19 protein-coding genes are annotated in these 23,057 nt (G+C 70.4%); 10 read left to right on the top strand and 9 right to left on the bottom strand.

Annotated features, from left to right (window positions below; genetic code table 11):
- Positions 1–180 precede the first annotated feature (180 nt).
- The gene (locus D7X96_RS14085; protein WP_147468301.1) at positions 181–723 is read left to right on the top strand and encodes a hypothetical protein; all 543 of its coding nucleotides are present in this window, start codon (positions 181–183) and stop codon (positions 721–723) included.
- Here the strand turns inward: D7X96_RS14085 and D7X96_RS14080 are convergent, their stop codons facing one another.
- From D7X96_RS14080 to D7X96_RS14065, 4 genes are all read right to left on the bottom strand, one after another.
- Entirely contained in the window at positions 724–3,561 is a 2,838-nt protein-coding gene (locus D7X96_RS14080; protein ID WP_244219578.1) for a putative Ig domain-containing protein, read from the bottom strand. It abuts the gene before it with no gap.
- A 170-nt stretch (positions 3,562–3,731) separates the two neighbouring features.
- Positions 3,732–5,684 (bottom strand): lamin tail domain-containing protein, encoded by a 1,953-nt coding sequence (locus D7X96_RS14075; RefSeq protein WP_121769940.1) that lies wholly within the window; start codon positions 5,682–5,684, stop codon positions 3,732–3,734.
- A gap of 140 nt (positions 5,685–5,824) precedes the next feature.
- Positions 5,825–7,246 (bottom strand): IgA Peptidase M64, encoded by a 1,422-nt coding sequence (locus D7X96_RS14070; RefSeq protein ID WP_121769939.1) that lies wholly within the window; start codon positions 7,244–7,246, stop codon positions 5,825–5,827.
- A 43-nt stretch (positions 7,247–7,289) separates the two neighbouring features.
- Positions 7,290–8,816 carry a PEGA domain-containing protein gene (locus tag D7X96_RS14065; RefSeq protein WP_120549706.1) on the bottom strand — a complete coding sequence of 509 codons (1,527 nt, stop codon included), beginning with the start codon at positions 8,814–8,816 and terminating at the stop codon, positions 7,290–7,292.
- 277 nt (positions 8,817–9,093) lie between these two features.
- Here D7X96_RS14065 and D7X96_RS14060 point away from each other — a divergent pair, with 277 nt between their 5' ends.
- The 7 genes from D7X96_RS14060 (at position 9,094) to D7X96_RS14030 (ending at position 16,688) form a co-directional block, all read left to right on the top strand.
- Positions 9,094–10,098, top strand: coding sequence for an SDR family NAD(P)-dependent oxidoreductase (locus D7X96_RS14060; RefSeq protein ID WP_120549707.1), 1,005 nt, complete (start codon positions 9,094–9,096; stop codon positions 10,096–10,098).
- Positions 10,099–10,185: 87 nt separating this feature from the next.
- Complete coding sequence (locus D7X96_RS14055) at positions 10,186–11,187, top strand: diacylglycerol/lipid kinase family protein (RefSeq protein WP_120549708.1); 1,002 nt, start codon at positions 10,186–10,188, stop codon at positions 11,185–11,187.
- Positions 11,188–11,271: 84 nt separating this feature from the next.
- Positions 11,272–11,961 (top strand): NUDIX hydrolase, encoded by a 690-nt coding sequence (locus tag D7X96_RS14050; RefSeq protein WP_120549709.1) that lies wholly within the window; start codon positions 11,272–11,274, stop codon positions 11,959–11,961.
- A 135-nt stretch (positions 11,962–12,096) separates the two neighbouring features.
- The gene (locus D7X96_RS14045; protein WP_121769938.1) at positions 12,097–12,900 is read left to right on the top strand and encodes a protein phosphatase 2C domain-containing protein; all 804 of its coding nucleotides are present in this window, start codon (positions 12,097–12,099) and stop codon (positions 12,898–12,900) included.
- A 4-nt stretch (positions 12,901–12,904) separates the two neighbouring features.
- Positions 12,905–14,776, top strand: coding sequence for a hypothetical protein (locus D7X96_RS14040; RefSeq protein WP_121769937.1), 1,872 nt, complete (start codon positions 12,905–12,907; stop codon positions 14,774–14,776).
- A 23-nt stretch (positions 14,777–14,799) separates the two neighbouring features.
- Complete coding sequence (locus D7X96_RS14035) at positions 14,800–15,867, top strand: cysteine hydrolase family protein (RefSeq protein ID WP_120549712.1); 1,068 nt, start codon at positions 14,800–14,802, stop codon at positions 15,865–15,867.
- Between the two features lie 26 nt (positions 15,868–15,893).
- Positions 15,894–16,688 carry a hypothetical protein gene (locus D7X96_RS14030; RefSeq protein WP_120549713.1) on the top strand — a complete coding sequence of 265 codons (795 nt, stop codon included), beginning with the start codon at positions 15,894–15,896 and terminating at the stop codon, positions 16,686–16,688.
- A 9-nt stretch (positions 16,689–16,697) separates the two neighbouring features.
- Here D7X96_RS14030 and D7X96_RS14025 read toward each other — a convergent pair whose 3' ends face one another.
- Positions 16,698–17,573, bottom strand: coding sequence for an alpha/beta fold hydrolase (locus D7X96_RS14025; RefSeq protein WP_120549714.1), 876 nt, complete (start codon positions 17,571–17,573; stop codon positions 16,698–16,700).
- Between the two features lie 96 nt (positions 17,574–17,669).
- Positions 17,670–18,107: a tetratricopeptide repeat protein gene (locus tag D7X96_RS14020; protein WP_121724211.1), complete on the bottom strand. Its 438-nt coding sequence runs from the start codon at positions 18,105–18,107 to the stop codon at positions 17,670–17,672.
- A 69-nt stretch (positions 18,108–18,176) separates the two neighbouring features.
- On the opposite strand from D7X96_RS14020, the gene D7X96_RS14015 reads away from it, so the two are divergent.
- Positions 18,177–19,466: a restriction endonuclease fold toxin 5 domain-containing protein gene (locus tag D7X96_RS14015; protein ID WP_121769950.1), complete on the top strand. Its 1,290-nt coding sequence runs from the start codon at positions 18,177–18,179 to the stop codon at positions 19,464–19,466.
- Positions 19,463–20,182, top strand: a complete 720-nt coding sequence (locus D7X96_RS14010) for an immunity 52 family protein (RefSeq protein WP_208647311.1) — start codon at positions 19,463–19,465, stop codon at positions 20,180–20,182. The genes D7X96_RS14015 and D7X96_RS14010 overlap by 4 nt, the downstream gene beginning before the upstream one ends.
- Here the strand turns inward: D7X96_RS14010 and D7X96_RS14005 are convergent.
- From D7X96_RS14005 to D7X96_RS13995, 3 genes are read right to left on the bottom strand one after another with little or no spacing between them, the layout of a single operon-like run.
- Positions 20,165–20,923, bottom strand: coding sequence for a PIG-L deacetylase family protein (locus D7X96_RS14005; RefSeq protein ID WP_121769936.1), 759 nt, complete (start codon positions 20,921–20,923; stop codon positions 20,165–20,167). The genes D7X96_RS14010 and D7X96_RS14005 overlap by 18 nt on opposite strands.
- Positions 20,920–22,206: a glycosyltransferase family 4 protein gene (locus D7X96_RS14000; RefSeq protein ID WP_199747092.1), complete on the bottom strand. Its 1,287-nt coding sequence runs from the start codon at positions 22,204–22,206 to the stop codon at positions 20,920–20,922. Before D7X96_RS14000 ends, D7X96_RS14005 begins: the two co-directional genes overlap by 4 nt.
- The gene (locus tag D7X96_RS13995) at positions 22,203–23,054 is read right to left on the bottom strand and encodes a sugar phosphate isomerase/epimerase family protein (protein WP_120549717.1); all 852 of its coding nucleotides are present in this window, start codon (positions 23,052–23,054) and stop codon (positions 22,203–22,205) included. Before D7X96_RS13995 ends, D7X96_RS14000 begins: the two co-directional genes overlap by 4 nt.
- Positions 23,055–23,057 lie beyond the last annotated feature (3 nt).

Raw genomic sequence — 23,057 nt, 5'->3', positions numbered from 1 at the left:
CGGCCCGTGCGTGCTCGCCCGCCCTCCGGCCAGGGGGCAGGCCCAGGCTCCAGCGCTCGTGGTTCCCCGCGGGACGGGGTGTCCCCATGTTTACCGGGGAGAGAGCGGGCCCGTGCCGCCATGGAGGGGGACTCCGTCGGGGAGCGGGCTCCTTTCGCACGATGCGGGAGGACGTGGCCAATGCGGAGAATGCGTGGGACGGCGTGCCTGCTGGTGCTGGGCCTGATGGGACTCGGAGGGCTGTCCGCGTGCAACGACGGCGGACTGGACCCGGATGAGCCCTCCGCGAAGCACCGCGAGGGACGCTCGGAGGTGCTGCGCGGGCTGATGGCCTCCAAGGAGACCGTGGACCCCAAGGCCCTGAAGAACGCGGGCGCGGAGGTGAAGGGCGCGCCGCCCCTCGCGCCGGCTCCGGAGGAAGGCACGGGCGGCTCCGGTCAGCAGCCGAGGCCCATGGGCTGGGCCGCGGGCCGCGTGTCCTGGGTGGGCGACGACGAGCTGCTCTTCGTGGACGGCCAGGGCCAGGAGCAGGAGGTCTACGTGGACGAGGCCACGCGGCTCAAGCGCGGCGACGAGAACGCCCAGCTGCACGACATCTCCGAGGGCGACGAGATCCGCGTCACCTACGAGGACCACGGCCAGGAGTGGATCGCCCGGGACGTGGAGGCAGTGCCCGTGGAGCCGGTGCCCGGCCCCGACCCCCAGTCCCCGCCGCTGCGCTGACTAGAACGCGCCGCCGTCCGCGCGCCGGCCCGGCGAGGACTGCACCCCGGGCGTCAGCGTGGTGTGCAGCGCGAAGCCCGCGTCCGGCGTCAGGTCCGGCGAGCGGTTGATGGACACGGCATCCACGGTGCTGGAGTACTCGACGCTGTCCACGGCGCCGCCGTCCGCGCGCTTGAGCTGCACGACGTCCGACGTGTTGTTGAGCGCCAGCGTCCCGCCGGAGGCCGCGACCGTGTCGGGCGCACCCGCCGGGAAGCCCGCGGGCCCACCGAAGACGACCAGGGGCCGGCCCGGCTGCAGCACCGTGCCCGGGGCGAAGACGTGCTGCGGATTCAGCGCGTCCCACAGCGTCCAGCCGGACAGGTCCACCGGGGCGGAGCCCGCGTTGTAGAGCTCCACGAACTCATGCGCGGTGCCGCCGGGGAGCGCGGGCTCGTTGGCGAGCAGCTCGTTGATGATCACCCGGGGCGCGGAGCGCGTGAACCAGATGCGGCCTGGGGTCATGTCGAAGCGCGACGCGTTGGCTGTGTCCACCACGCGCACGCGCACCAGGTCGCTCTCCACGTCCGGCACGGTCCACGTGAAGCTGCCCGAGGCCGCGCTCACGGAAGGTGCCACGACGTTCCAGATGTCGCCGCTGTCGTAGGAGGCCTCGATGCGCACGGTGCTCACCCCCACCGAGCGCCACGTGAACGTCAGCGAGGAACCCCCGACGAACGAGCCCTCCAGGGGCGCGGTGAGCCGCACGCGCGGGCCGGGCACGCCGCTCAGGTCGTAGCGGGTGAGGACGGGGTAGTGGTCGCTGACGGTGCGCGCGTAGTCCGGAAGGGACGTGTCGGGCCGCAGCACCTGGACGCCCCCGGGCACAGCGTCCACGGCGACCTCGTCGGTGACGAGCGTGTGGTCGATGACGTCGTTGTACTCCGTGGTGGTGCGGAGGTTGGCGTCGGTCAGCACGCGCGTGAGGAAGGTGTAGTGCGCGGGGTCGTTCAGGAAGTTCAGGTAGGGCGAGGGCAGCGCGACGCCGTTCTCCGTGGAGATGGAGTGGTCCAGGTCGTCGTTCCAGTCGCCGATGACGAGCACGCGCGCCTCGGGCAGCCACTGGTCCAGGTAGTTCTTGAGGGCGGTCGCGGAGCGCTTGCGCTGGTCGTAGGACGTGCGGTCCTCGAAGGCCTTCATGTGCGTGACGATGACGACCAGCGGCGTGTCCTCGCCGTGGATGCGGGTGGTGAAGTCCACGCGTAGCGGCGGGCGGCCGCCGAAGTCCGCGGCCTGCGCGGTGAGGATGACCTGGGCGCTGCGGTAGGTGAGCGTGCTGTCGTAGAGGATGCCGGGCTTCTGCTCGCCGGCGGAGTACTGCGACGTGCCGCTGAGCACGTAGGTGGTGTTGTTGGCGAGGAAGCCGTTGTAGCCGCCGGGCAGCCCCGCCTTGAGCGTGTTGAAGTCCGCGGTGTCCACCATCTCCACCAGGCCCCAGACGTGGGCCCTGGCATCGCGGATGACGCTCGTGGCGCCAGCGACCTGGAGGTCATCGGTCACGCCGCCGTCGGACGTGGAGTTCACCGGGCCCTGGTTGGGCGCGCCGAACCACTCCAGGTTCCAGTGGCCCACGGTGAACAGCGAGAGGGGCGGCTGGATCATCATCATCAGCCGCGCGGACGCGGTCTTCCCGTCCGCGTCGCGAACGGTCACGGTGAAGGGCACCGTGCCCGCGGCGGTGGGCGTGCCGGACAGCGCGCCGTTCGTGGACAGGGTGAGGCCCGCGGCCAGCGTCCCGGTGAAGCTCCACGTGAGCGGCGCTCGCCCACCAGAGGCGGTGAGGGTGAAGGCATAGGGCTGCCCCACGCGTCCGTCCCCGAGCCCCAGTGACGTCACCTGGAGGGCGCTGGGGGTGGACAGCGTCAGCTGGCGTGAGGCCGTGCGCCCGTTCAAATCCGTGGCGGTGACGGTGAAGGTCCTTCCCTCGCCGGAGAGCGTGCCCGTCAGGACGCCCGACTCCCGCAGAGTGAGCCCGGAGGGCAACGTCCCCGGGAGCGCGGACCAGGTGTAGGGGGGCACGCCGCCCGTGGCCTGCAGCGTGACGGTGTAGGGCTCCGCCACGAAGGCCTCCGGCAGCGAGGTGGTGAGGACGGAGGGCAGCGTCACGGTGACCAGGAAGTAGGACCCCGTCGCTTCGCGGCCCGCGTCCCGGACGGTCACCTCCAGCACCTTCGCGCCCGGGCTCGTGGGCGTCCCGGACAGGATCCCATTTGAGGCGAGGCCCAGTCCCGCCGCCGGCACCGTGTTCACGGTCCAGACCTGAGCCGCGGAGGCCTCCGGGAGGTGGAAGGCGTGGCGGTAGGGTTCCGAGACGTAGGCCTCCGGCAGGGGGAGGTACCTGAGGCCGGTGACGTTGAGGGCCACGGTCCCTTCGGCGCGAGCGCCCTGGGAGTCCAGGACCTCCACCGTGAAGCGGTTCCATCCCGCGAAGGCAGGCGTGCCGCTCAGGGTTCCGTCCGGGGCCAGCGTGAGCCCCTCCACGGGAGCACCCAGCGTCACCCGCCACGAATAGGGCGCGGTTCCACCGCTGGCCGCGAGCACGGCCCGGTAGGGCATGCCTGTGTTGGCTTCGTCCAGCACCGAGGACTCCAACCCCAGCGCCGGAGTCCCCCCGTCATCCGTCGTGCCGCCGTCGGTCTGCTCGCTACCGGCGTCGGTCTGCTCGCCACCGGCGTCGGGCACGCCGCCATCGAAGCTCACGCCGCTGTCGGCGGGCGAGACCGGCGTCGGAGGCGTGGATCCAGGACACGCGGCGAGCAGCAGGGCGAGGACGGGCGCGACGATGCGAGACAGGGGCATGGAAGCATCCGGTCCAGAGGCCGGAGAGGGACCACGGCCCATCGCGATGACGGGCGGTGCATCCCCATGCTTCGAAGAGTGACACAGCCCCCTGTCATCCAAGAAGAAGGGCCGCGCTCCCCGGTGGGGGAACGCGGCCCTGTGTCACTGCAAGGTGTCAGTCGCGACGACTACGGCGTCGGGCCGCCCGGAGTCACCGTGGTGACGAACGCGAAGTCCGCGTTGTTGTTGTTCGTGTCGTTGCCGTTCGGGCTCCGCTGCAGGGAGCCTGCGGCGGTGTTCGAGTCCGCGGCGGTGGTGCGCGCGCCCTCTTCGAAGTTCAGGGCCTTGGTACCTACCGCCGTGGAGATGTTGAACGTGCTGCTCGGGGCCGGAGAGCCACCCGCCTCGTAGAACACGCTGTCGAGGAGCGTGCCCGCCGCGTCGTCGACCAAACCGACGCCGTCGCCCGTACCGTTCTGGATGATGTCGGTGTTCGCGTTGGAGGCCGACTTGATGACCAGCCGCAGCGTGCCCGCCGGCAGGTTCGCCGTGGTGAAGTACGGCTCGGCCGCCGCGACGATGTAACCACCCGCGGGCAGCGACGTGACCACGTTGCCAGCCGCGTCCTTGGTGTTCTTCAGGTCGAAGCTCAGGTACGCCGGGCGCGCCGCATCCTTTTCCTCACCGTTCACGAACACCAGCTTGACGTTGGTCAGGTCCGCCGCCTCGGTGCCGCGGTTGTAGATCTCCACGAACTCCGCGTTGTCGGTGCTGACGTTGTCGTAGTCGATCTCATTGATGACCAGCGACGGACCCGTCGGAGGCGGCGTCAGGCCGGTGAACGTCGCGGTCTTGGCGGCCGCGTCCACGGCCTTGCCGGCATTGTCCGTCACTTCGCCATTCACGGTCACCGTGTACTGCGTACCGCCCGTCAGCTCCGCCGTGGTCAGGGCGACCTGGTTGCCCGTCGCCGTCGCCGCGGAGACGGCCACGGTCGGCGTGATACCGAAGTCCGCCGCCTGCACGCTGGCCGCGTTGATCTTCCGGTCGAAGGTCAGCCGCACTTCCGTGCTGCTCAGCGCGCGCGCCTCGGTGAGCTTCGGCGCGGGGCACGAGGTGATGGTGAGCTGCTCCGGCGCGAACACGGACACCTGCGGCTGGGCGGTGAAGCGCCAGACCACGCCGGTGGGCACGGTCACGTCGCAGCCCGAGACCAGGTCCAGGTCCGTGGACAGGGTGGAGGGCACGCGCAGGCGCAGGGGGCTGGGGGACGGCTCACCCGTGGTGATCAGCGGGAACGCGGTGAAGGCCGCGCCGCTGCCAGCGCCCGCCTCCAGCTTGCCGGACACCGTGACGATGCGGCTCTCGTAGGCGCTGGTCGTGCCGGCGTCCTCGAAGGTGCTGACGGCGTTCGCGTCCACCTTCAGGCCCGCGGGCGTCGCCGTGCTCAGGTTCCACACGCCGTGGTTCTTGCTCACCACGGTCAGGTCCGTGACGGTCTTCGCCACGTTGAGACCGCTGATGATCTCCTTCTCCGTGACGTTCATCGTCACGCGGTCACCCACGGCGACCTGCGTGGTGGACGCGGAGGTCCGCACGAACATCGCCGGGCCGTTGGCCTCGGCCTGCAGGAAGAAGCCGTCGGCCTCCGTGGCCGCGCTGCCCGTCACCGCGGGCTTGATGAAGGTCACGAACGCGCCGCTCACGGGCTGCGGCGTGGCCAGCGCGCCCGCCGGGGCCGCGACGAACGCGGCGATCTGCGCGCTCGTATCCGCCGGCGGCGTGGTGACGCTGGAGGGCGTGCAGGTGTTCGTCTCGATGTTGCAGGACTCGGTCAGCGCGCAGGCCGGGTTGCAGGTCTGGGGGGTCGTGCCACCGTCCGTGCCCGCATCCGTACCGGCGTCCGTGCCCGCATCCGTGCCGGCGTCCGTGCCCGCGTCCGGTCCCGGCTCGACAGAGATGTTCTGCAGCTCGCACTTGTTGTCCGCGTTGCAGGTCCACTGCTGACCCTCGGGCGCCGTGCCCTTGTCACGACAGTCGTACCGGTCGACACACTCATCGCCGCAACCCGTGCCAACCGTGACGAACACGGTGGCCACGAGCGCCGGCAGCCAGCTCCGCTTCAGGCTCTGCTTCAGCATGTGAATGCCTCCCAGATGGGGTCCAGATTGCAGGTTCGGTCCCCCTTACACCCGAAAACAGAGGGGCGTCCATTTGCCCGACCACCTGCCACGTCCCTGTCACCCAAAAGGATGCACAGGGACCTGGGAATCGAAGGAAGTCAGGGAGTCTTGCGCGCGGGAGCGGACGTTGGACCTGCGTACAGGTCGATGACCTCGGTGATGCCGCGCTGGCACACCGCGCAGAAGGGCACCCGGTCCCGGGTGAACATCACGCAGTCCGCCTGGGGGCGGAAATAACCCTTCGCCTCGTAGTGGGCCCCCTCGAACGCGCCCACCTTCCCGGAGACCTTCTGCGTCCCCAGGAATTTCTCCTCCCAGTTGCGCTGCTCCATGAAGAGCGCGTCCATGTCCGCCTCGGGTCTACGCTCCGCACGAATCTTCTGCCGGCGCTGCTGCACCTGCAGGGCATGCGCGTCATAGGTGGCCTGATTCCAGGGCGTGGGCAGCGGGGTGCCGGGGGCCACCAGGTCCTTCCACTTGAGCTGGGCGGGGTCGTGCAGCGCGGTGACGTTCTTCTCCCAGGGCTCCACCCGGTCCGCGGGCGCGGCGCCGTAGATGGGGGCGGAGGTGTAGTACTCGTCCGCCAGCCCGGCGAAGTGGTGTCCGAACTCGTGGACGAAGACGTAGGGCGCCCAGAGGCTGTCGGAGGCCACGGTGCTGAAGAGGTTGAAGATGCCTCCGCCGCCGTAGGTGTTGCCGTTGGACAGGATTTCGATGAACTCGTAGGGCGCGAAGGCGGCGGTGTCGCGCAGCGCGGCATTGTCGAAGGTGAGGACGTAGCGCTCCGCGCCAAAGGCGTCGTAGGTGGAGCCCAGGGGCGGGCGGCGGTGGACGCCGGTGGAGGGCCGGGAGATGCCGGACTCGGCCGCCGCGGGCATCAGGCCCCAGACGTTGAAGTCCGCCTTGCGCTCCTTGAAGGGGGAGAAGCTGAAGAGCGTGTCCACCAGCTTGCGCGCGTCCTTCTCGAACTTGGCGCGCTCCGCCTCCGTGTAGCCGTCCCCCAGGATGAGGAAGTCCACCTTGTCCTGCGGCGGCCCGTTCTCCAGCAGCTTGAGCAGCGGGCCCGGCGCGGGCGGCGAGGACGGATCCACGAAGGGGTTCTTCGGATCCACCACCAGCGACCAGATTTCACGGAAGGCGTTCTGCGCGTCGCGCTTCTTCAGGATGACCTGGACGGGGCTGGCCGGTGCGGGGAAGCGCAGCGACTCACTGAAGGTGCGGTGGGCCCCCTTCGCCTCGTCCGTCAGCTCCCACTCGCCGAAGATGGAGGCGAAGCCGCGCGAGTACAGGAGCCGGTTCGTCCCCCGGTCCCGCACCTCGAAGAGGTACTTGCCCAGGTTCGTCTCGTCGATGGCCCTCGCCGGGTGGCCCGGCCAGGGCAGCGGCTCCACCACCAGCCGCTCCAGGCTGAAGCGCTCCTCGGTGGCGTTGCCGGTGTGGAAGTAGTCGACGCGGAACGTCCGGGGCGCGGCGAGGGCGGTGCTCGCCGAGAGCAGCAACAGCAGGAGGGAAGCGCGCATGGGGCGCGACTCTACGCGCCCCATGCTCACCGGCCAGCAACGGTCAGAACGAACCGGACACGCTCGCCGCCGCGCCTGTCCCGTCCGCCGTCACCCCCAGCGTCACGGGCGCCGGCTTCGAGGGAGAGGACACGAGGTAGAGCACCGCCCCGGTGACGACCGCCGCGCCGCCGCCCACGAGCAGCCCCGTCATGAGGTTGCTCTTGCCCACCAGCGAGTCGCGCAGCGCGACGGCCTGCGTATCCGAGCTCACCAGCTGGCCGCCGTTGGCCGCGCGCCGGTCCTCCAGGCCGTTCAGGTCCTTCTGGGCCAACAGCCGCACCACACCCGCGCCGCCCAGGGCTGCCACGCCCGCGCCCACCGCCACGTACGACGCCGTGCGCAGGCCCGACCGGGGAGAGGCCGCGCCGCTGGAGCCGTCCGCCTCCGATACCAGGTTGGGAGCGGTGAGGTCCGCGCCCGTGCCGCGCGCGCTGCCCGCGTCCCAGGGCGCCTTGCCGTTGGCGCTGTTCATCACCACGAGGTTGGAGGGCGAGCGCCCGGTGGTGACGAAGTCCACCAGCGCGGAGAGGGCCTCGCCGGGCGCGTCCAGGCCCTGCGTCTTGAAGCCGCCCTCGCGCAGCTTCTGCCCGCCGTCGACGTTGAGCACCGTGGCGGCGAACCACTTGGGCCCGCTGCTCGGGCGCTCCAGCCGCACGACGATGACCTCCTCCACGCCCAGCGTGCCGCCCAGGCGCACCGCGTGGCTCCAGGTGCGCTCCTCGTTGCCGTCCGCCGCGGACAGGCACGGGAAGGGCGCAGCCGTCACCGAACCCTCGTAGGCCAGGTCCACCAGCAGCGGCGTGTCCGCGCCCTGCGCCTGCACCTGCCGGGGGAAGCTCACCACGTCCCCCTTCACCATCGTCAGCTCGTACGCCCCCGCCGGCAGCTCCAGCGTGAGCGGCGTCTGCCCCACGCCCAACCCCTCCAGGTACACGTCCGACGTGGGCAGCGTGGACTTCAGGGACAGCTTCACCTTGGGCGTGCGGGCCAGGTCGCGGCGCAGCTTCTCGAAGGCCTGCCGGATGGAGGGCGCGTACTGGTCCGGGTCCAGCTGGTACTTCGGCTGGAGGCGCAGCACCTGGAGGAAGGCCGCGTCGCTGTCCTTCGTCTTGCCCAGCGCCCGCAGGTTGAGGCCGTGCAGGAGCTGCGCGTGGGCGAAGAGCTTCCAGCGCGGCTCGCCCGGCGGCAGGCGGCGGATGTCGCGCAGGGCGTCGTCCAACAGCTGGGCCGCGCGCGCGTTGCGGCCCTCGTAGAACTGGTCCTGCGCGGCGTCCAGCTGGCGCTGGAGGTCCTCGAAGGAGCGGGAGGAGGCGGGGAAGAGGCGCTCGGCGAACTCGGGCGCGCTCAGCACGCGCTGTTCAGGGCGGGCGCGGAGGGCGTCGTAGAACGCCTTGGACTGGCCGTTCAGCTCCGCGTCCCGGCAATCACCGCTGGAGAGCACCAGCCGGTGGGGCGCGGCCCCCAGGGCGGAGGCGCATATCAGACACAGCATCAGCGCGAACGCGGACGGCTTCGGATGGAAGGGCATGGGGACGTGGGTGTGGAAGGGATGACCGGACCAGCGATGCAGGCCGCGTTCCGTCCTCTACCGGACTGTCCACCCTCCAGGCCAGCGACCCCCGGGCCCTGGCCCCAGGTCCCGTATGTGGACCCCCGTCCGGATTCCGAGCCCCCTGCCTTGGCTGGCTGCCCCCCAGGTGAGTCACCGGTGGCCCGGGTGCGACGCCCAGCGTCATCCCCACCTTTCCATCCACGAATCCCTTCGAACGCTCGGGCCGCCGAGCCAGTCACAAGGACCCCACTCCATGGATCGCATCTGGAAAGAGAAGGTCATCGTCATCACGGGCGCCTCCAGCGGCATTGGCCGGGCCACCGCGCTGCTGCTGGCGAAGAAGGGCGCCCACGTGGTGCTCGCCGCGCGCCGGGAGGAGCCCCTGGAGGAGCTGGCGGCCGAGTGCGAGTCCCACGGCGTCCAGGCCCTGATGGTGCCCACGGACGTGTCGGACGCGGCGGCCGTGCGGCAGCTGGCGGAGGCCGCGGTGGAGGCCTTCGGCCACTTCGACGGCTGGGTGAACAACGCGGGCGTCTACATGCTGGGCAGCCTGGAGGAGACGCCGGACGAGGCGTTCCGCCAGCTGATGGAGACCAACTTCTTTGGCACGGTGAGCGGCGCGCGCGTGGCGCTGGCGCAGTTCCGGCGCCAGGGCTACGGGACGCTCATCAACGTGTCCTCCACCTTCGGCGCCGTGCCCGCGCCGTACCTGAGCGCTTACGTGGCCTCCAAGTTCGCGGTGCGCGGCTTCTCCGCGTCGCTGCGCCAGGAGCTGATGAACACGGGCATCGACGTGTGCACGGTGATGCCCGCCGCCATCGACACGCCCCTGTGGCGCCACACCGCCAACTACACCGGCTGGCGCATCCGCCCCGTGGAGCCCGTCTACACGCCGGAGCGCGTGGCCCGCACCATCCTGCGCGTGCTGCGCAACCCCCAGGACGAGGTCATGGTCGGCGGCTCCGGCAAGAGCTTCTCCGCGATGCACAACCTCATGCCCGGCGCTTTCGAGCGCACCATGAAGTCCGGCACGGACGTGCTGCACTTCAAGAACCAGCGCCAGGGCCCCACCTCCGGCAACGTCTTCCAGCCCATGGAGGAGGGGGTGACGGCCTCCGGCGGTTACCACGGCACCGGAAAAACATGGCTGCGGCGGTTGCTGGTGGCGGGCGGGCTGGCGGCCGCGGCGGTGACGCTGCGTCGGCGAGCGGCCGAGCGGCACCTGGAAGCCCGGCTGGCCCATGCCCTGGGGGCGTGAAGACCCTATTCACATAGGGCGTTCCCATGCCGGGGGCGCTTTTCGTGACGGGGCCATGACATGAACTGGGGAAGAGTCGCGCCCGCCATGAACATCGCCGTCCTCGTCAATCTGCGTGCGCGTAAAGGGACCGAAGGGATGGGCGGGCTCGTCAAGGACCTGCTCCCCCGGGCCCGGGTGGCCCTCACCCGTTCCCTGGATGAAGCCCGTGAGTGGGTGGACCAGCTCCGCCACGACCCGCCCAGCCTGCTGCTCGCGGGCGGAGGGGACGGCACCATCACGGGCCTGCTCAACGAGCTGCGCTCCCAGGGGGTCGCCCTGCCGGCCATTGGCGTGCTGCCCCTGGGCACGGGCAACGCCTGGGCGCGTGTCACCGGCGCGCCGCGTCCCCAGGTGGCGCTGAAGCAGATCGCCGCGTACGGCGAGCGCCTGCCGCCCCTGCGTCCCTTCTCCCTGGTGCGGGTGGAGGGCCGGGTGGCGCCCTTCGCGGGCACGGGCTGGGACGCGGAGATGATTCAGGACTTCAAGAACCAGCTGGCCTCCGCCGGGCCGCTGAAGAAGGCGCAGTCCGGCCTGCGCGGCTACCTGGGCGCCATGTTCACGCGCACGGTGCCCCGCCACCTGTTCGGCGAGGGCAACCCGAACGTCTCCGTCTACAACCTGGGGGCTTCCGCGCTGACCATCGACGCGACGGGCGCGGTGCGGCCGCTGCCCAACGGCGGCGAGGGGCAGCTGCTGTACCAGGGCCCCGCGGGCGTGGCGGGCGCGGCGACGACGCCGGAGTGGGGCTTCGGCTTCAAGGCGTTCCCGTTCGCCCAGGCGGTGCCGCACCGGCTGTCCGTGCGCGTGTACGGCGCGGGCGTGATGGAGGCCACGCGCAACATGTTCCGCCTGTGGCGCGGCGAGCACCCCATGCCGCGCATGCACGACTTCTTCGTGGAGCGCCTGCGGATGGACTTCGACCGCGAGGTGCCCTTCCAGATGGGCGGCGACGTGCTGGGCATGCGCCGCTCGCTGGAGTTCGACCTGGCGGAGGAGAACGTCAACCTGGTCGACTGGCGCCGCCTGAGCCGGCTCGTCGCCGTCTAGCGCCGTCACCTCCCTGAAGCGTGCATGAAGGCGCTTGCCGGCACCGTGTCCTCTGGACACGATGCCGGCCGGAGGGTTTCCCAATTGAGCCACACCTATGAGTACCCGCGCCCGGCGGTGACGGTGGACTGCGTCGTCTTCGGGTTGGATGAGGAAGACCTCAAGGTGCTGCTCATCCAGCGCGGCGTGGAGCCCTACCAGGGCCGGTGGGCGCTGCCCGGCGGCTTCGTGCGCATGGACGAGTCCCTGGAGGACGCCGCGCGCCGCGAGCTGGAAGAGGAAGCGGGCCTGCGCACCAGCCACCTGGAACAGCTCTACACGTTCGGTGCGCCAGACCGCGACCCCCGGGGCCGCGTCATCACCGTGGCGTACTTCGCGCTGGTGAAGCTGTCCCAGCACCACCTCCAGGCGTCCACCGACGCGCGCGAAGCCGCGTGGTTCTCCGTCTGGGACACGCCGAAGCTCGCGTTCGACCACGCGGACGTGCTCGGCACCGCGCTGCAGCGGCTCAAGGGCAAGGTGCGCTACCAGCCCATCGGGTTCGAGCTCTTGCCGCCCAAGTTCACGCTGTCGCAGCTGCAGCGGCTGTACGAAACGGTGCTGGAGCGCGAGCTCGACAAGCGCAACTTCCGCAAGAAGATCCTCGCCATGGACCTGCTGGAGGAGCTGGACGAGGTGGAGCAGGACGTCTCCCACCGCGCCGCGCGCCTCTACCGGTTCGACCACAAGAAGTACAAACAGCTCGAGAAGGCCGGCTTCAACTTCGAGCTGTAGGCCCCACCTCTCCCGCGCCCTCCACTGACAGGTTGTCCCTCGTCGCCTTGACTTCGTGTCGTTTGGACACTATGTTGGTGTCATCGATACACGAAGTTGGTCGTGCGAGCCCTCTTCGAGGGCCACGGGAGAGCCATGTCCACGCTGCCCTTCGACGTCGCGGTGGGTTCGGTGCAGGGCCGGGAGCACGCGCGTTCGGGGCGCAACAACCAGGACGCCGCCTGCGTCCGGGGGAGCGAGCACGGGCTGGTGGTGGTGGTGGCGGACGGCTGTGGCAGCCAGCCGTGCAGCGAGCTGGGGGCGCAGCTGGGCGCGCGGCGGCTGGCGCAGGCGGCGCAGGCGAGGCTTCAGCGCGGTGAGGCGGTGGACGGCGCGGACTTCCTGCCGGGGCTGAGAGGGGACCTGCTGGAGCTGATGGAGGGGCTGGCGTCCACGCTGGGGCGGGACGTGCTGGGGGACCTGCTCTTCACGCTCGTGGGGGCGGTGGTGACGCCGGCGCACACGCTGGTCTTCTCGTCGGGGGACGGGGTGTGGATGCTCAACGGCGAGGTGCACGCGCTGGGGCCGTTCCCGGGCAACGCGCCGCCGTACCTCGCGTATGCGCTGCTGCGCGGGGAGGACGTGCGGCTGGAGCCCCGGGCGCTGGTGCCCACGGAGGACGTGCACGCGCTGCTGGTGGGCACGGATGGGGTGGGGGACCTGCTGAGCTTGGCGCAGGCACGGCTGCCGGAGCGCGACGAGCCCGTGGGCCCGCTGTCGCGCTTCTGGACGGAGGACCGGTACTTCACCAACCCGGACGCGATGCGGCGGCGCCTGGCGCAGCTCAACCGCGAGTCGGTGCGCGCGGACTTCGCGGAGCGGCGGCTGCTGCGCACGCCGGGCCTTCTGACGGACGACACCACGCTGGTGGTGCTGCGCCGCCGGATGGGGAGGGCGTGAGGCCATGGATGTCTGGGTGGAGGGGAAGAAGGTCCGGTTGGATCCGCAGCGGGCGCTGGGCAAGGGCGGCGAGGCGGATGTGTATGACCTGGGGGATGGCCGCGCGCTCAAGGTCTTCAAGCAGCCCGAGCACCCGGACTTCCTGGGCCTGTTGCCCGAGCAGGCCGCGGCGAAGGCCCGGCTCGCGGAGCACCAGCGCAAGCTGCGCGTGTTTCCCTCGGGGCTTCCGGCGCGCGTGGTGACGCCGCAGGCCCTGGCCACGGACAAGAAGGGCGCGGAGGTCCTGGGCTATGCGATGCGCAAGCTCGATGGGGTGGAGCCGCTGCGCCGGTGGAGCGAGCCGGCGTTCCGGCGCGCGGGCGGCAAGGCCTCGGACGCGGTGACGGTGCTGGCGGGGCTGCACCGGGTGCTGACGGCGGTGCACGCGGCCCGTGTCGTGGTGGGGGACTTCAACGACCTGAACGTGCTGACGGTGGGCACGGATGCGTACTTCATCGACGCGGACAGCTTCCAGTTCGGTGCCTTCCTCTGCCCCGTGTTCACGGAGAAGTTCCTGGACCCGCTGCGGTTGGATTCAGGCGCGCAGACGCTGACGCCCGCGCGGCCGGCGACGGTGGACAGTGATTGGTATGCCTTCGCCGTCACCGTGATGCAGTCGCTCCTGTGCGTGGGGCCTCAGGGCGGCATCCACAAGCCGAAGGCTGCCGGTGCCCTACGGCTGAACGCGGTGGGCCGCATGCTCCAGCGCGTCACGGTGTTCCATCCGGACGTGCAGTACCCCAAGCCCGCGCTGCCCCGGGCCTCGCTGCCGGATGAGCTGCTGCACCTGTTCCACCAGGTGTTCGTGGAGGACCGGCGCGGCGCGTTCCCGCTGCCGGTGCTGGAGGGACTTCGCTTCACGGTGTGCGCGTCGTGTGGCCTGGAGCACGCGCGGGACGCGTGTCCCACGTGTCAGCCGCACGCGACGGTGGCGGCCACGCCGGTGTCGGCGGTGCGCGGGCAGGTGACGGCGAAGCGGACGTTCACGACCCGCGGCGTGCTGGTGCACGCGAGCGCGGAGGACGGCGCGGTGCGCTTCGTCTACCACGCGGACGGCGCGTACCGGCGCGAGGACGGCCGCACGGTGATGCGCGGCGAGCTGGACCCGGCGCTGCGCTGGGCGGTGCAGGGGGACGTGACGCTGCTGGGGCACCAGGGCCGCGTGGCGGTGTTCATGCCGGGCCGGGGGCCGGAGTTCCTGGGCGTGGATGTCTGTGAAAACCGGCCGGTGTTCGCGGCCAATGCCAGACACCGCTTCTGGGCGGCGGAGGGCGGGCTGTGGCGCGACGGCACGTACGGCGCCGAGCGCTGGGGGGACGTGCTCCAGGGCCAGACGCGGCTGTTCGTGGGACCCCGCTTCGGCCTGGGCTTCCACCGCGCGGCGGGGCTCAGGGGCGCCTTCCTGTTCAGCGTGGAGCGCAAGGGCCTGCGGGACGGACTCACGCTGCCGTGGCCTTCGGGGCAACTGCTGGACGCGGAGGCCGTGTTCGACGGGGACGCGGTGTGGCTGCTGCTGGCGGAGGAGTCCCACGGCCGCACGGTGCACCACGCGGTGCTGCTGGGGGCGGACGGGGCGGTGCGCGCGAGCGCCCGGGCCGACGCGGGGGACGGTTCGTGGCTGGGCACGCTGCGGGGGAAGTGCGCCGTGGGGGGCGCGCTCTTCTGCGCCACGGACGCGGGGCTGACGCGCGTGGAGCTCCGGCAGGGACGCCTGGAAGCGGTGCGCGAGTTCCCGGACGCGGAGCCGTTCGTGGACGCGGGCCGGGGGCTCCTGCTGTCGCGCGAGGGATTGATGGTGGTGGGGGCCCAGGACCTCACCGTGCTGCGGATGAACTGAAACACAGACACAGGGGGCTGGACATGACGAAGGCGAATGCGAAGGAACTGCCGCTGCCCGGGTTCTACAATTCCAACCATGCGGCGGAGTACGGCTACGGCCCGAACGCCGGGAAGCTCCAGCGGGAGGCCGGCGCGTGGAAGGCGGCGCAGGGCGTGACGGCGGCGGCCACGGACCGCTTCAACCTGCACCTGCTGCTCATCGACGTGCAGAAGGACTTCTGCTTCCCGGACGGCTCGCTGTACGTGGCGGGGCGCAGCGGGCGGGGCGCCATCGACGACAACCGCCGCATCGCGGAGTTCATCTACCGGAACCTGGGCACGCTGACGAACGTCACCGCGACGCTGGACACGCACTTCGCCTATCAAATCTTCTTCCCGTCGTTCTGGGTGGACCAGGACGACCAGCCGCTCCAGCCGTACCGCGAGGTGACTCGCGAGCAGATTGAGCGCGGCCAGGCGCGGCCGAACCCCGCGGTGGCGAAGTGGCTGTGCGGCGGCAACTACCCGTGGCTGCTCAAGCAGGTGAAGTTCTACTGCGAGGAATTGGAGCGCGCGGGGAAGTACACGCTCTACCTGTGGCCGCCGCACTGCCTGCTGGGCAGCGACGGGCACGCGCTGTCGGGCGTGGTGCAGGAGGCTCGGCTGTTCCACTCGTACGCGCGCGGCGTGCAGTCGTGGGCGGAGGTGAAGGGCGGCAACCCGCTGACGGAGAACTACTCGGTGCTGCGGCCGGAGGTGCTGATGCGGCATGACGGCCAGCCGCTCGCGCAGCGCAACACGCAGTTCCTGAAGACGCTGCTCACGTCGGACGCGGTGGTGATTGGCGGGCAGGCCGCCAGCCACTGCGTGAAGAGCAGCATCGACGACCTGCTGGGGGAGATTGTCGCGCAGGACGCGGCGCTGGCCCGGAAGGTGTACCTGCTGACGGACTGCATGTCGTCGGTGACGGTGCCGGACGGCAAGGGCGGCTTTGCGGCGGACTTCACGCCGCAGGCGGACGCGGCGCTCAAGCGCTTCGCGGACGCGGGCATGCACCTGGTGAAGTCGACGGATCCGCTGGCGAGCTGGCCGGACCTGCGCCTGGCGTGAGCACTCACACGAAGGGAGACACGGACATGAGCAAGGCGAACGGGACGGGTGTCACGAAGCTCTTCGAGGACGCGCACGCGGAGGGCATCCTGAGCCCCGCGGGGTTGCAGACGCTCACGGTGGTGGACCTGGGGGCACAGATTCAGGCGGGCCTGGGCATCCACGTGGACGATGTGCAGGCGAGCGAGGTGGTGCTGGTGACGGTGATGCCGGATGACTCCGGGAGCATCGCGCACTCGGGACACACGAAGACGGTGTGTGACGGGCACAACCTGGTGCTGGACGCGCTGCTGGCGAGCCAGCAGAAGGACGGCGTCCTGTTCCACACGCGCTACCTGAACGGACACGTGCTCAACCCGTTCCGGCCGCTGGAGGACGTGGTGCGGATGCACTCCAAGAACTACTCGGCGGACCTGGGGACGCCGCTGTACGACCAGGCGGTGGTGCTGCTGGGCACGGTGCTGGCGAAGGCGCAGGAGTTCAGCGGCAACGGGGTGCCGGTGCGCACGGTGACGCTGCTGATTACGGACGGCGCGGACGCGGGCTCGCAGAAGGCGCGGGCGAAGGACGTGGCGGCGCTGGTGAAGGACCTGCACCGGGTGGAGAACCACATCGTCGCGGCGATGGGCATCGACGACGGGGTGACGGACTTCCGGCGCGTGTTCCAGGAGATGGGCATCTCGGACCGCTGGATTCTCACGCCGGGCCAGAGCGCTCAGGAGATCCGCGCCGCGTTCCAGGTGTTCAGCCAGTCCGCCGTGCGCGTGAGCCAGGGCGCGGCCAGCTTCAGCCGCACGGCGCTGGGCGGCTTCGGGGCCTAGCGGGTGGGCTCACGCCCGGAGGAAGTCTCCGAGCAGCTCGCGAACCTCTTCCGGCCGCTCCTCGGCCACCCAGTGGCCGGTGTCCTGGAGGATGTGGGGCTCGACCTGCGTCGCCACCGCGCGCGCCTGCGCGGCGAGCGGTTCGCCCAGGGACTTGTCACCGCCAATGACCATCACGGGCATGGGGAGCTTGTTGCGGGCCAGCTCCCGGAAGGCCTTCTTGTCCTGCTCGAACGCCTGGAAGTAACCCCACGTCGAATGGAGCCGGCCTGGCGCCGCGTAGGCCTCCGTGTACGCCCGCCGCTCCGCTTCGCCGACAGCGTCGGGATTGGCGGAGAGGTCGGTCCAGAAGTGGTCGAAGTAGACGCGCTCGCGCCCCTGCACCAGCTTCTCCGCGGTGGGGCCGTTGAAGGTGAAGTGCCACACGTCCCGGCTGCTCATGACCTGGTCGGACCAGGGCTCGATGCCGGGCAGGAACGCGTCCAGGAGGGCCAGGCGTTCGACCTCGTTGGGGAAGAGGGCGGCGTAGGCGTAGGCGACCATCAGGCCGATGTCGTGACCCACGACGGAGACCTTTTCGAAGCAGAGCCTCTTCACCAGTGCGCGCATGTCGCGCGCCATCGTCTCCTTGTCGTAGCCCCTGACGGGGGCGGCCGAGGCCCCCGCGCCTCGCAGGTCTGGGATGAGCACGGTGTGCTGCTTCGCGAGCTCCGGCGCGAGACGCCACCACATGAGGTGTGTCTGCGTGTAGCCGTGCAGCAGCAGGACGGGGCTGCCCTGGCCGCCAATGACGAAGTGGATCCGCGTGCCGTTGACGTCCTCGTCGCCTTCGCGGAAGCCCCTCGGGAAGAAGGGGCGGTCGGTGCTCGGCTGCTGGCGTGTCATGGGCGCCTCCTCGCGGGAGCAGGTTCACGCCTCAGGGTGTGCATGCCCTGCGTTCGTGAGGTGCCAGGTCAGGCGAGGAGTCCGGCGCTCGGGCTCTCAAGCGTCCTGGGGTGGATTGAGGCGCGACTGGATGAACTCCAGGTACTTCGCGTCGTCGCCTTCAAAGAGCTCTTCTCCGCCGCCCATGAAGGCACGGGCGAGCTCGTCGGCCGCGCGGGTTTCGTCTCCCAGTTCGAGGGCGGACTGGCCGAGGCGCAGGTGGATGAAGGGATTGCCCAGTCCTCCCGGCGAGTGGACGGCTTCGCGGAAGTGCTCGCGGCAGTCCTCGAAGCGTTCGAGCTGGAAGTACATGTCGCCGATGGCGGCGCGCACCCAGGTGTTCTGCTGATGGTCGCGGGTGGGTTCGGGGATCAGGGCGAGGGCGGCCTTGAAGTGTTTCAGGGCCTGCTCGAAGTCGCCATCGCCCGCCGCGGCGTCTCCCTGGGCGCAGAGGTCGGTGATGCGCTGGTGGGTTTCATCCGAGATCGACGTCATCGTTGCTCCAGGGACCAGGGGTCGGGGCAGTGTAGATGACCTGTCGTGGGGAGGAGACACCGTTTGGACATGAAACCGTGGGCACGGGCTGTCTGTTGGCCGCTGTTGCTGGTGTTCTGGATGGGCTGCGCCAGCGGGCCCACGGTGCGGCTGCGCACGGAGCAGGGGACTCGGACCCATGCGCCGGTCCGTGCTCGGGAGTTCGAGGACGCGCTGACGCGGCTGGTGCTGGAGGTGCCACTGAAGGTGCGGGCACCGAGGGTGGTGCGCGCGGTCGCGAAGCAGGGGGCGGAGCTGGACCGGAGCCTCGGGTTCATGCTGCGCGACCGGTACGGACGGTGGTGCCGGGCGCATGAGGCTCCGGGGGATTGTCTGTCGTTGCTGGAGGATGGGGCGGGCTTCGGTGAGCTGGACCGGCTGACGCTCGCGGTGGGCATGTCGCTGGAGCCCCTGCGCGCGAGCATCGGGACCGCGTTGCAGGACACGTTGGACCCAGCGTTCTTCGTGTCCGTGGTCTCGGGAGCGATTGCGTCCTGGGTGGTGCTGGCGGCGGCACCGGAGCCGCTGTTCACCAAGGCCGCGGCGGTGATTGCCGCTGTGTTCCTGGCGTACGTGGGCGTGCAGTCGTTCCTCGCGGTGGTGCGCGCGTGCGGCGTGCTGAAGGACGCCACGGACCGGGCGACGACGTTCCAGGAACTGGAGGAAGCGGCGGAGGTCTTCGCGCAGGCCCTGGGGCCGGAGGTGGCGCGCGTCTTCGTGCTCGCGGTGACGATGCTGGTGAGTCACGGCGTGACGGCGGGGCTGTCATCCGCGCTCGCGGCCATGCCGCGCTTCCCGGACACGATGAGCCTGAGCCCGGCGCAGGTGTTGGACGTGAGCGCGGTGGCGGTGGCAGGCGAAGTGGTGGAGGTGACGCTCGCGTCCACGGCGGTGACCATGGCCGTGGTGGGACCACCGCCTCCGGGAGGTCCAGGCAAGTGGGTCCAGGTGAACGAGTCGATGTCCAGCCGGGCCCGCGATTATCAGGCTCAGGTGACCGGAGCGCCGAAGGGCTCCGCGTACCGGGTCAAGCGGGGAGGCGAAGAGGCCGATTTCGACGGGTATGACCCGGCTGAGAACGTGCTGCTGGAGGCCAAGGGACCTGGCTACGAGCAGTTCTTTGGTGCCGACCTGAAGGCGAAGAGGTTCTTCCAGGGCGCGAATGCCTTGGTTGAGCAGGCTCGGCGGCAAATCGCAGTGGCCGGAAGTGCACACGTTCGGTGGGTGGTCGCCGAGGCGAAATTCGCGGATGCATTGCGTGCGCTGTTCAACCGCCAGAACGTTAAGGTGGAAGTGCGCTTCCTCTCGCCTACTCAATGAGCACCGCCGACCGCATGACGGACAGTTACTACCTGGGGGCCTACTGGACGGCGAGGCACGAGTCCGACGAGTCCTGTGCCACTCGAGCGTCGAATCTGTTCGACGAGCTGGGCCGCGTTGAGCCTACGTGGCGTCAGTGGCACGAAACCGGGCGCACTTTCAAGCAAGCTCAGAAGCGTCGGATCCAGACCGATCAGGCTTCCTTCCTGGAGCTGTTCGCCAAGAAGAAGAGCCGTATCGGTGACGGCTTCCAATATTGGTTCTGGGCAGGCCCGCATCCGGACGAAACAACCTCGGTCAATGGCTTCTGCGGTTCTGCGGATGCCGTGCCGACTTCGGTCTGTGTCATCGATCCTCCTTCTCAGGGGGAAGTCGCTGAACGCGTACTGACCGCACCCGTCATGCGCGAGGTGCTCCGTTCCGTGGTGCGCTGTTGGGCGCCGGCGTGGGGCGTTGTTGCATCCCAGGAGTATAGGGACCAGGCATCTGAGTCGGGGATGGCGGGCACCTTCGTGGGCTGGATGACCTACTTCTCCCGGCAGTGGGGGGCCGTTCCTCCACTGCCCTCCACTGTGCGCGTCGAGCCCGTGGAGGACCTGGGCACCCTGGTCATCCTCACGGAGGAACGGTTCTCCGTGGCGAATCCGGAACATGTCCGGCTGGCCACGGAGGTGCACCAGGTGCTCGACGCCGCGGGGCTACTGCGCCCCTTGTGACAGGAACACCTCCGCGGCCCCGGGCTGTCCCCAGGTCCGCGCTTCCATCCGGTGGAACGCCGTGAGGGTCCTGGCCAGGCTGTCCACGCCTCCGAACTGGAAGCCCAGCTGCGTGCCGTAGCGGATGCAGCCCTCCACCTTCTTGGGCAGGTGCTCCGTGATGTCCACCGCCAGGGGCCGCAGGCCCTGGGGCACGGCCGCGTCTGGGTGGGCCTTCGGCTGGCGCACGGCGTAGGGCGTGTCCCGGTAGTAGAAGACCCGGTCCGCCGGGATGCCCAACCCCTTCACGGCTCGCACCACCTGCACGTGGTCCACGTGGCTTCCCAGGGCCTGCGGCACGAAGACCCGGTCCGGCTTCAGGTCCCACAACACCGGCTTCAGACACGCCGCCACCTTCGCTTCGATGACGTCGTCCGCTCGCGGCGGCTGGAACAGCGCCTCCGGGCTCGCGTAGCCCCGGTGCGGCGCTTCCTCCAGGTCTCCCCAGCGCACCTGGTCCACCCCCATGCACGCCGCGAAGTCCCGGTCCTCCTTCCGCCGCAGGGCCATGTAGTCCACGTCCGGCCCCAGCCCCTTCGAGGTCTGGCATTGCAGCGCGAAGCCCGTCGGCTGCCGCACCGACCGCGTGAAGACGGTGATGAGCCCCACCGTCCACCCCTTCGCCTTCAACACCGCCAACGTGCCGCCACACGAAAACGCCACGTCGTCCAGGTGCGGCGACACGAACAGGGCCGTGCTCATAACAGGTGCGGCTCCGCCCGGAACCGGCAGGTATGGTCCGCGCGCTCCTCCGTCATCGCCGGGTCGTACAGGTCCGTCCACCGCGTGTCCGGCCGCGTGCCCGTCAGCTCCTTGTACACACCCTGGATCCGCCGCCCCACCGACCGCCACGAGTACAGCTCCCGCACCTCGCGCAGCGCCGTGGCCGCCAGCCGCTGACGCAGCGGCGCGTCGTCCATCAACCGGCCCATGGCCCTGGCCAGCGCGGCGCTGTCCTTGGGCGGCACCAGCAGCCCGTCTCGCCCGTCCTCCAGGCAGTCCACCACCCCCACCGCCATCGTCGACACGATGGGCAGCCCGGACGCCATCGCCTCCAGCAGCGTGTTGGAGAACCCCTCGGAGTACGTGGGCGACACGAACAGGTCCCCGCTCCGGTACAGCTCCGGCGCCTCCGCGTAGGTGGAGGCCCCCGTCAGCTCCACCACGCGCTGGAGCCCCTCGGCCTCCACCCTCGCGCGCACCGCATCGGCATCAGGCCCAATCCCAGACACGCGCAGCTTGAACCGCCGCCCGTCGGCCACCAGCAGCTGGACCGCGTCCAGCAGCTCCATCACGCCTTTCCGGGCGTCCACCCGGCCGTGGTACAGCCACACCGGCACCCTTCGCAGCCGTCCCAGCGCGGATTCATCCCGGGGATGGAAGCGCTGCGTGTCCGTGGCGCCAGGGACGATGGTGAAGCGCTCCATCGGAGTCCCGTGGTGCTCGCTCACCTCCTGCGCGAAGGTCCTGCTGCCAATCAGCAGCGCCCCCGCGTGGCCCAGCACCGCGAGCATCGCCTGCTTGTGCGTCCCGCAGCACGTCCCCACCCAGTGCCCGTCCCCTCCCTGGATGGAGACGACGTTGGGCAGGCCCAGCCGCCTCGCCGCCTCCAGCGCCGCCAGGCCGCAAGGGTAGCCGTACTGCGCATGGATGAGGTCGAACGGGTGGCGCCGGTGCTCGCGGACCACCGTGTCCACCATCACCTCCAGGTCCTCCTCGAAGCTCGCCGGCTGGCCCTGGTTGATGCGCTGCTCGCCCACCGATTCGCAGCCCAGCACGTGCGCGCCGGGAATCCCTGGCGGCGGCCCGCCCCCGTACACCGCCATGCCCGCGGGGTCGTTGCGGTACTGGCTCACCATCGTCACGTCGTGCCCGCTGGCCACCAGCTCCCGCACCAGGTTCAGCGCATAGACGCTCATCCCGGAGATGGCCGGGAAGAAGCGCCGGGAGATGAAGCAGATCCGCAGTCCATTCACCCTGTTCACGCCGCCACCTCCGCGTCCGTCGGCAGTCGCTTCCTCAGCCACTCCAGCGCCCGGGGCACCAGCTCGTGCGCCCGGTGCGCGTCGCGCGACAGCTCCACGCACACCAGCTGCTCCCAGCCCGCGCGCGTCAGCTCGCGCAGGACCGGCGGCACGTCCACGTCCCCTTCGCCAAAGGGCAGGTGCTCATGCACGCCGCGCTTCATGTCCTCCAGCGCCACCGTGCCCAGCACCGGCGCGAACTCGCGCACGGCTTGCGCGGGCGTCCGCTCCTGCGTCACCAGCAGGTGCCCCACGTCCAATGCCAGACGCACGCCGGGCACCCGGGCCTGCAGCTGGCGCCAGGCGTCCACCGTCTCCACCAGCATCCCGGGCTCCGGCTCCACCGCCAGCACCACGCCTCGCGCCGCCGCGTAGTCCGCCAGCCGCTTCACGCCGTCCACCAGCCACGGCCACGCGGCGGCTTCCGTCACGCCCGCGCGGGGGACGCCGGCCCAGAAGGACACCGCCTCCCCCCGGCACGTCGCGCACACGTCCACCGCGCGCTTCAGGAACTCCAGCCGCCGTGCGCGGCCCTCCGCCTCCGGGCTGATGAGCGTGGGCTCGTGCTTCCTGCGGGGGTCCAGGAGGAAGCGCGCCCCCGTCTCCACCACCAGCCCCAGGCCCAGCCGCTCCAGCCGGGTGGCCAGCTGCTCCGTGCGCGTCTCGAGGTCCGGCGCGAACGGGTCGAAGTGGTGGTGGTCCAACGTCAGCGCCACGCCGTCGTAGCCGCTGTCCGCGATGAGGCCCAGCGCGTCCTCGAAGCGGTGGTTGGAGACGCCGTTGGTGTTGTACGCGAAGCGCAGGGCCATGGC

The sequence above is a fragment of the Corallococcus interemptor genome (assembly GCF_003668875.1).
GTDB lineage: Bacteria > Myxococcota > Myxococcia > Myxococcales > Myxococcaceae > Corallococcus > Corallococcus interemptor.
This window is presented reverse-complemented; position numbering and strand designations above follow the sequence as displayed.

Coding starts and splice junctions, on each gene's coding strand:
- D7X96_RS14085 (WP_147468301.1), top strand. CDS start 181: ATGCGGAGAATGCGTGGGACGGCGTGCCTGCTGGTGCTGGGCCTGATG.
- D7X96_RS14080 (WP_244219578.1), bottom strand. CDS start 3,561: ATGCCCCTGTCTCGCATCGTCGCGCCCGTCCTCGCCCTGCTGCTCGCC.
- D7X96_RS14075 (WP_121769940.1), bottom strand. CDS start 5,684: ATGCTGAAGCAGAGCCTGAAGCGGAGCTGGCTGCCGGCGCTCGTGGCC.
- D7X96_RS14070 (WP_121769939.1), bottom strand. CDS start 7,246: ATGCGCGCTTCCCTCCTGCTGTTGCTGCTCTCGGCGAGCACCGCCCTC.
- D7X96_RS14065 (WP_120549706.1), bottom strand. CDS start 8,816: ATGCCCTTCCATCCGAAGCCGTCCGCGTTCGCGCTGATGCTGTGTCTG.
- D7X96_RS14060 (WP_120549707.1), top strand. CDS start 9,094: ATGGATCGCATCTGGAAAGAGAAGGTCATCGTCATCACGGGCGCCTCC.
- D7X96_RS14055 (WP_120549708.1), top strand. CDS start 10,186: ATGAACATCGCCGTCCTCGTCAATCTGCGTGCGCGTAAAGGGACCGAA.
- D7X96_RS14045 (WP_121769938.1), top strand. CDS start 12,097: ATGTCCACGCTGCCCTTCGACGTCGCGGTGGGTTCGGTGCAGGGCCGG.
- D7X96_RS14040 (WP_121769937.1), top strand. CDS start 12,905: ATGGATGTCTGGGTGGAGGGGAAGAAGGTCCGGTTGGATCCGCAGCGG.
- D7X96_RS14035 (WP_120549712.1), top strand. CDS start 14,800: ATGACGAAGGCGAATGCGAAGGAACTGCCGCTGCCCGGGTTCTACAAT.
- D7X96_RS14030 (WP_120549713.1), top strand. CDS start 15,894: ATGAGCAAGGCGAACGGGACGGGTGTCACGAAGCTCTTCGAGGACGCG.
- D7X96_RS14025 (WP_120549714.1), bottom strand. CDS start 17,573: ATGACACGCCAGCAGCCGAGCACCGACCGCCCCTTCTTCCCGAGGGGC.
- D7X96_RS14020 (WP_121724211.1), bottom strand. CDS start 18,107: ATGACGTCGATCTCGGATGAAACCCACCAGCGCATCACCGACCTCTGC.
- D7X96_RS14015 (WP_121769950.1), top strand. CDS start 18,177: ATGAAACCGTGGGCACGGGCTGTCTGTTGGCCGCTGTTGCTGGTGTTC.
- D7X96_RS14010 (WP_208647311.1), top strand. CDS start 19,463: ATGAGCACCGCCGACCGCATGACGGACAGTTACTACCTGGGGGCCTAC.
- D7X96_RS14005 (WP_121769936.1), bottom strand. CDS start 20,923: ATGAGCACGGCCCTGTTCGTGTCGCCGCACCTGGACGACGTGGCGTTT.
- D7X96_RS13995 (WP_120549717.1), bottom strand. CDS start 23,054: ATGGCCCTGCGCTTCGCGTACAACACCAACGGCGTCTCCAACCACCGC.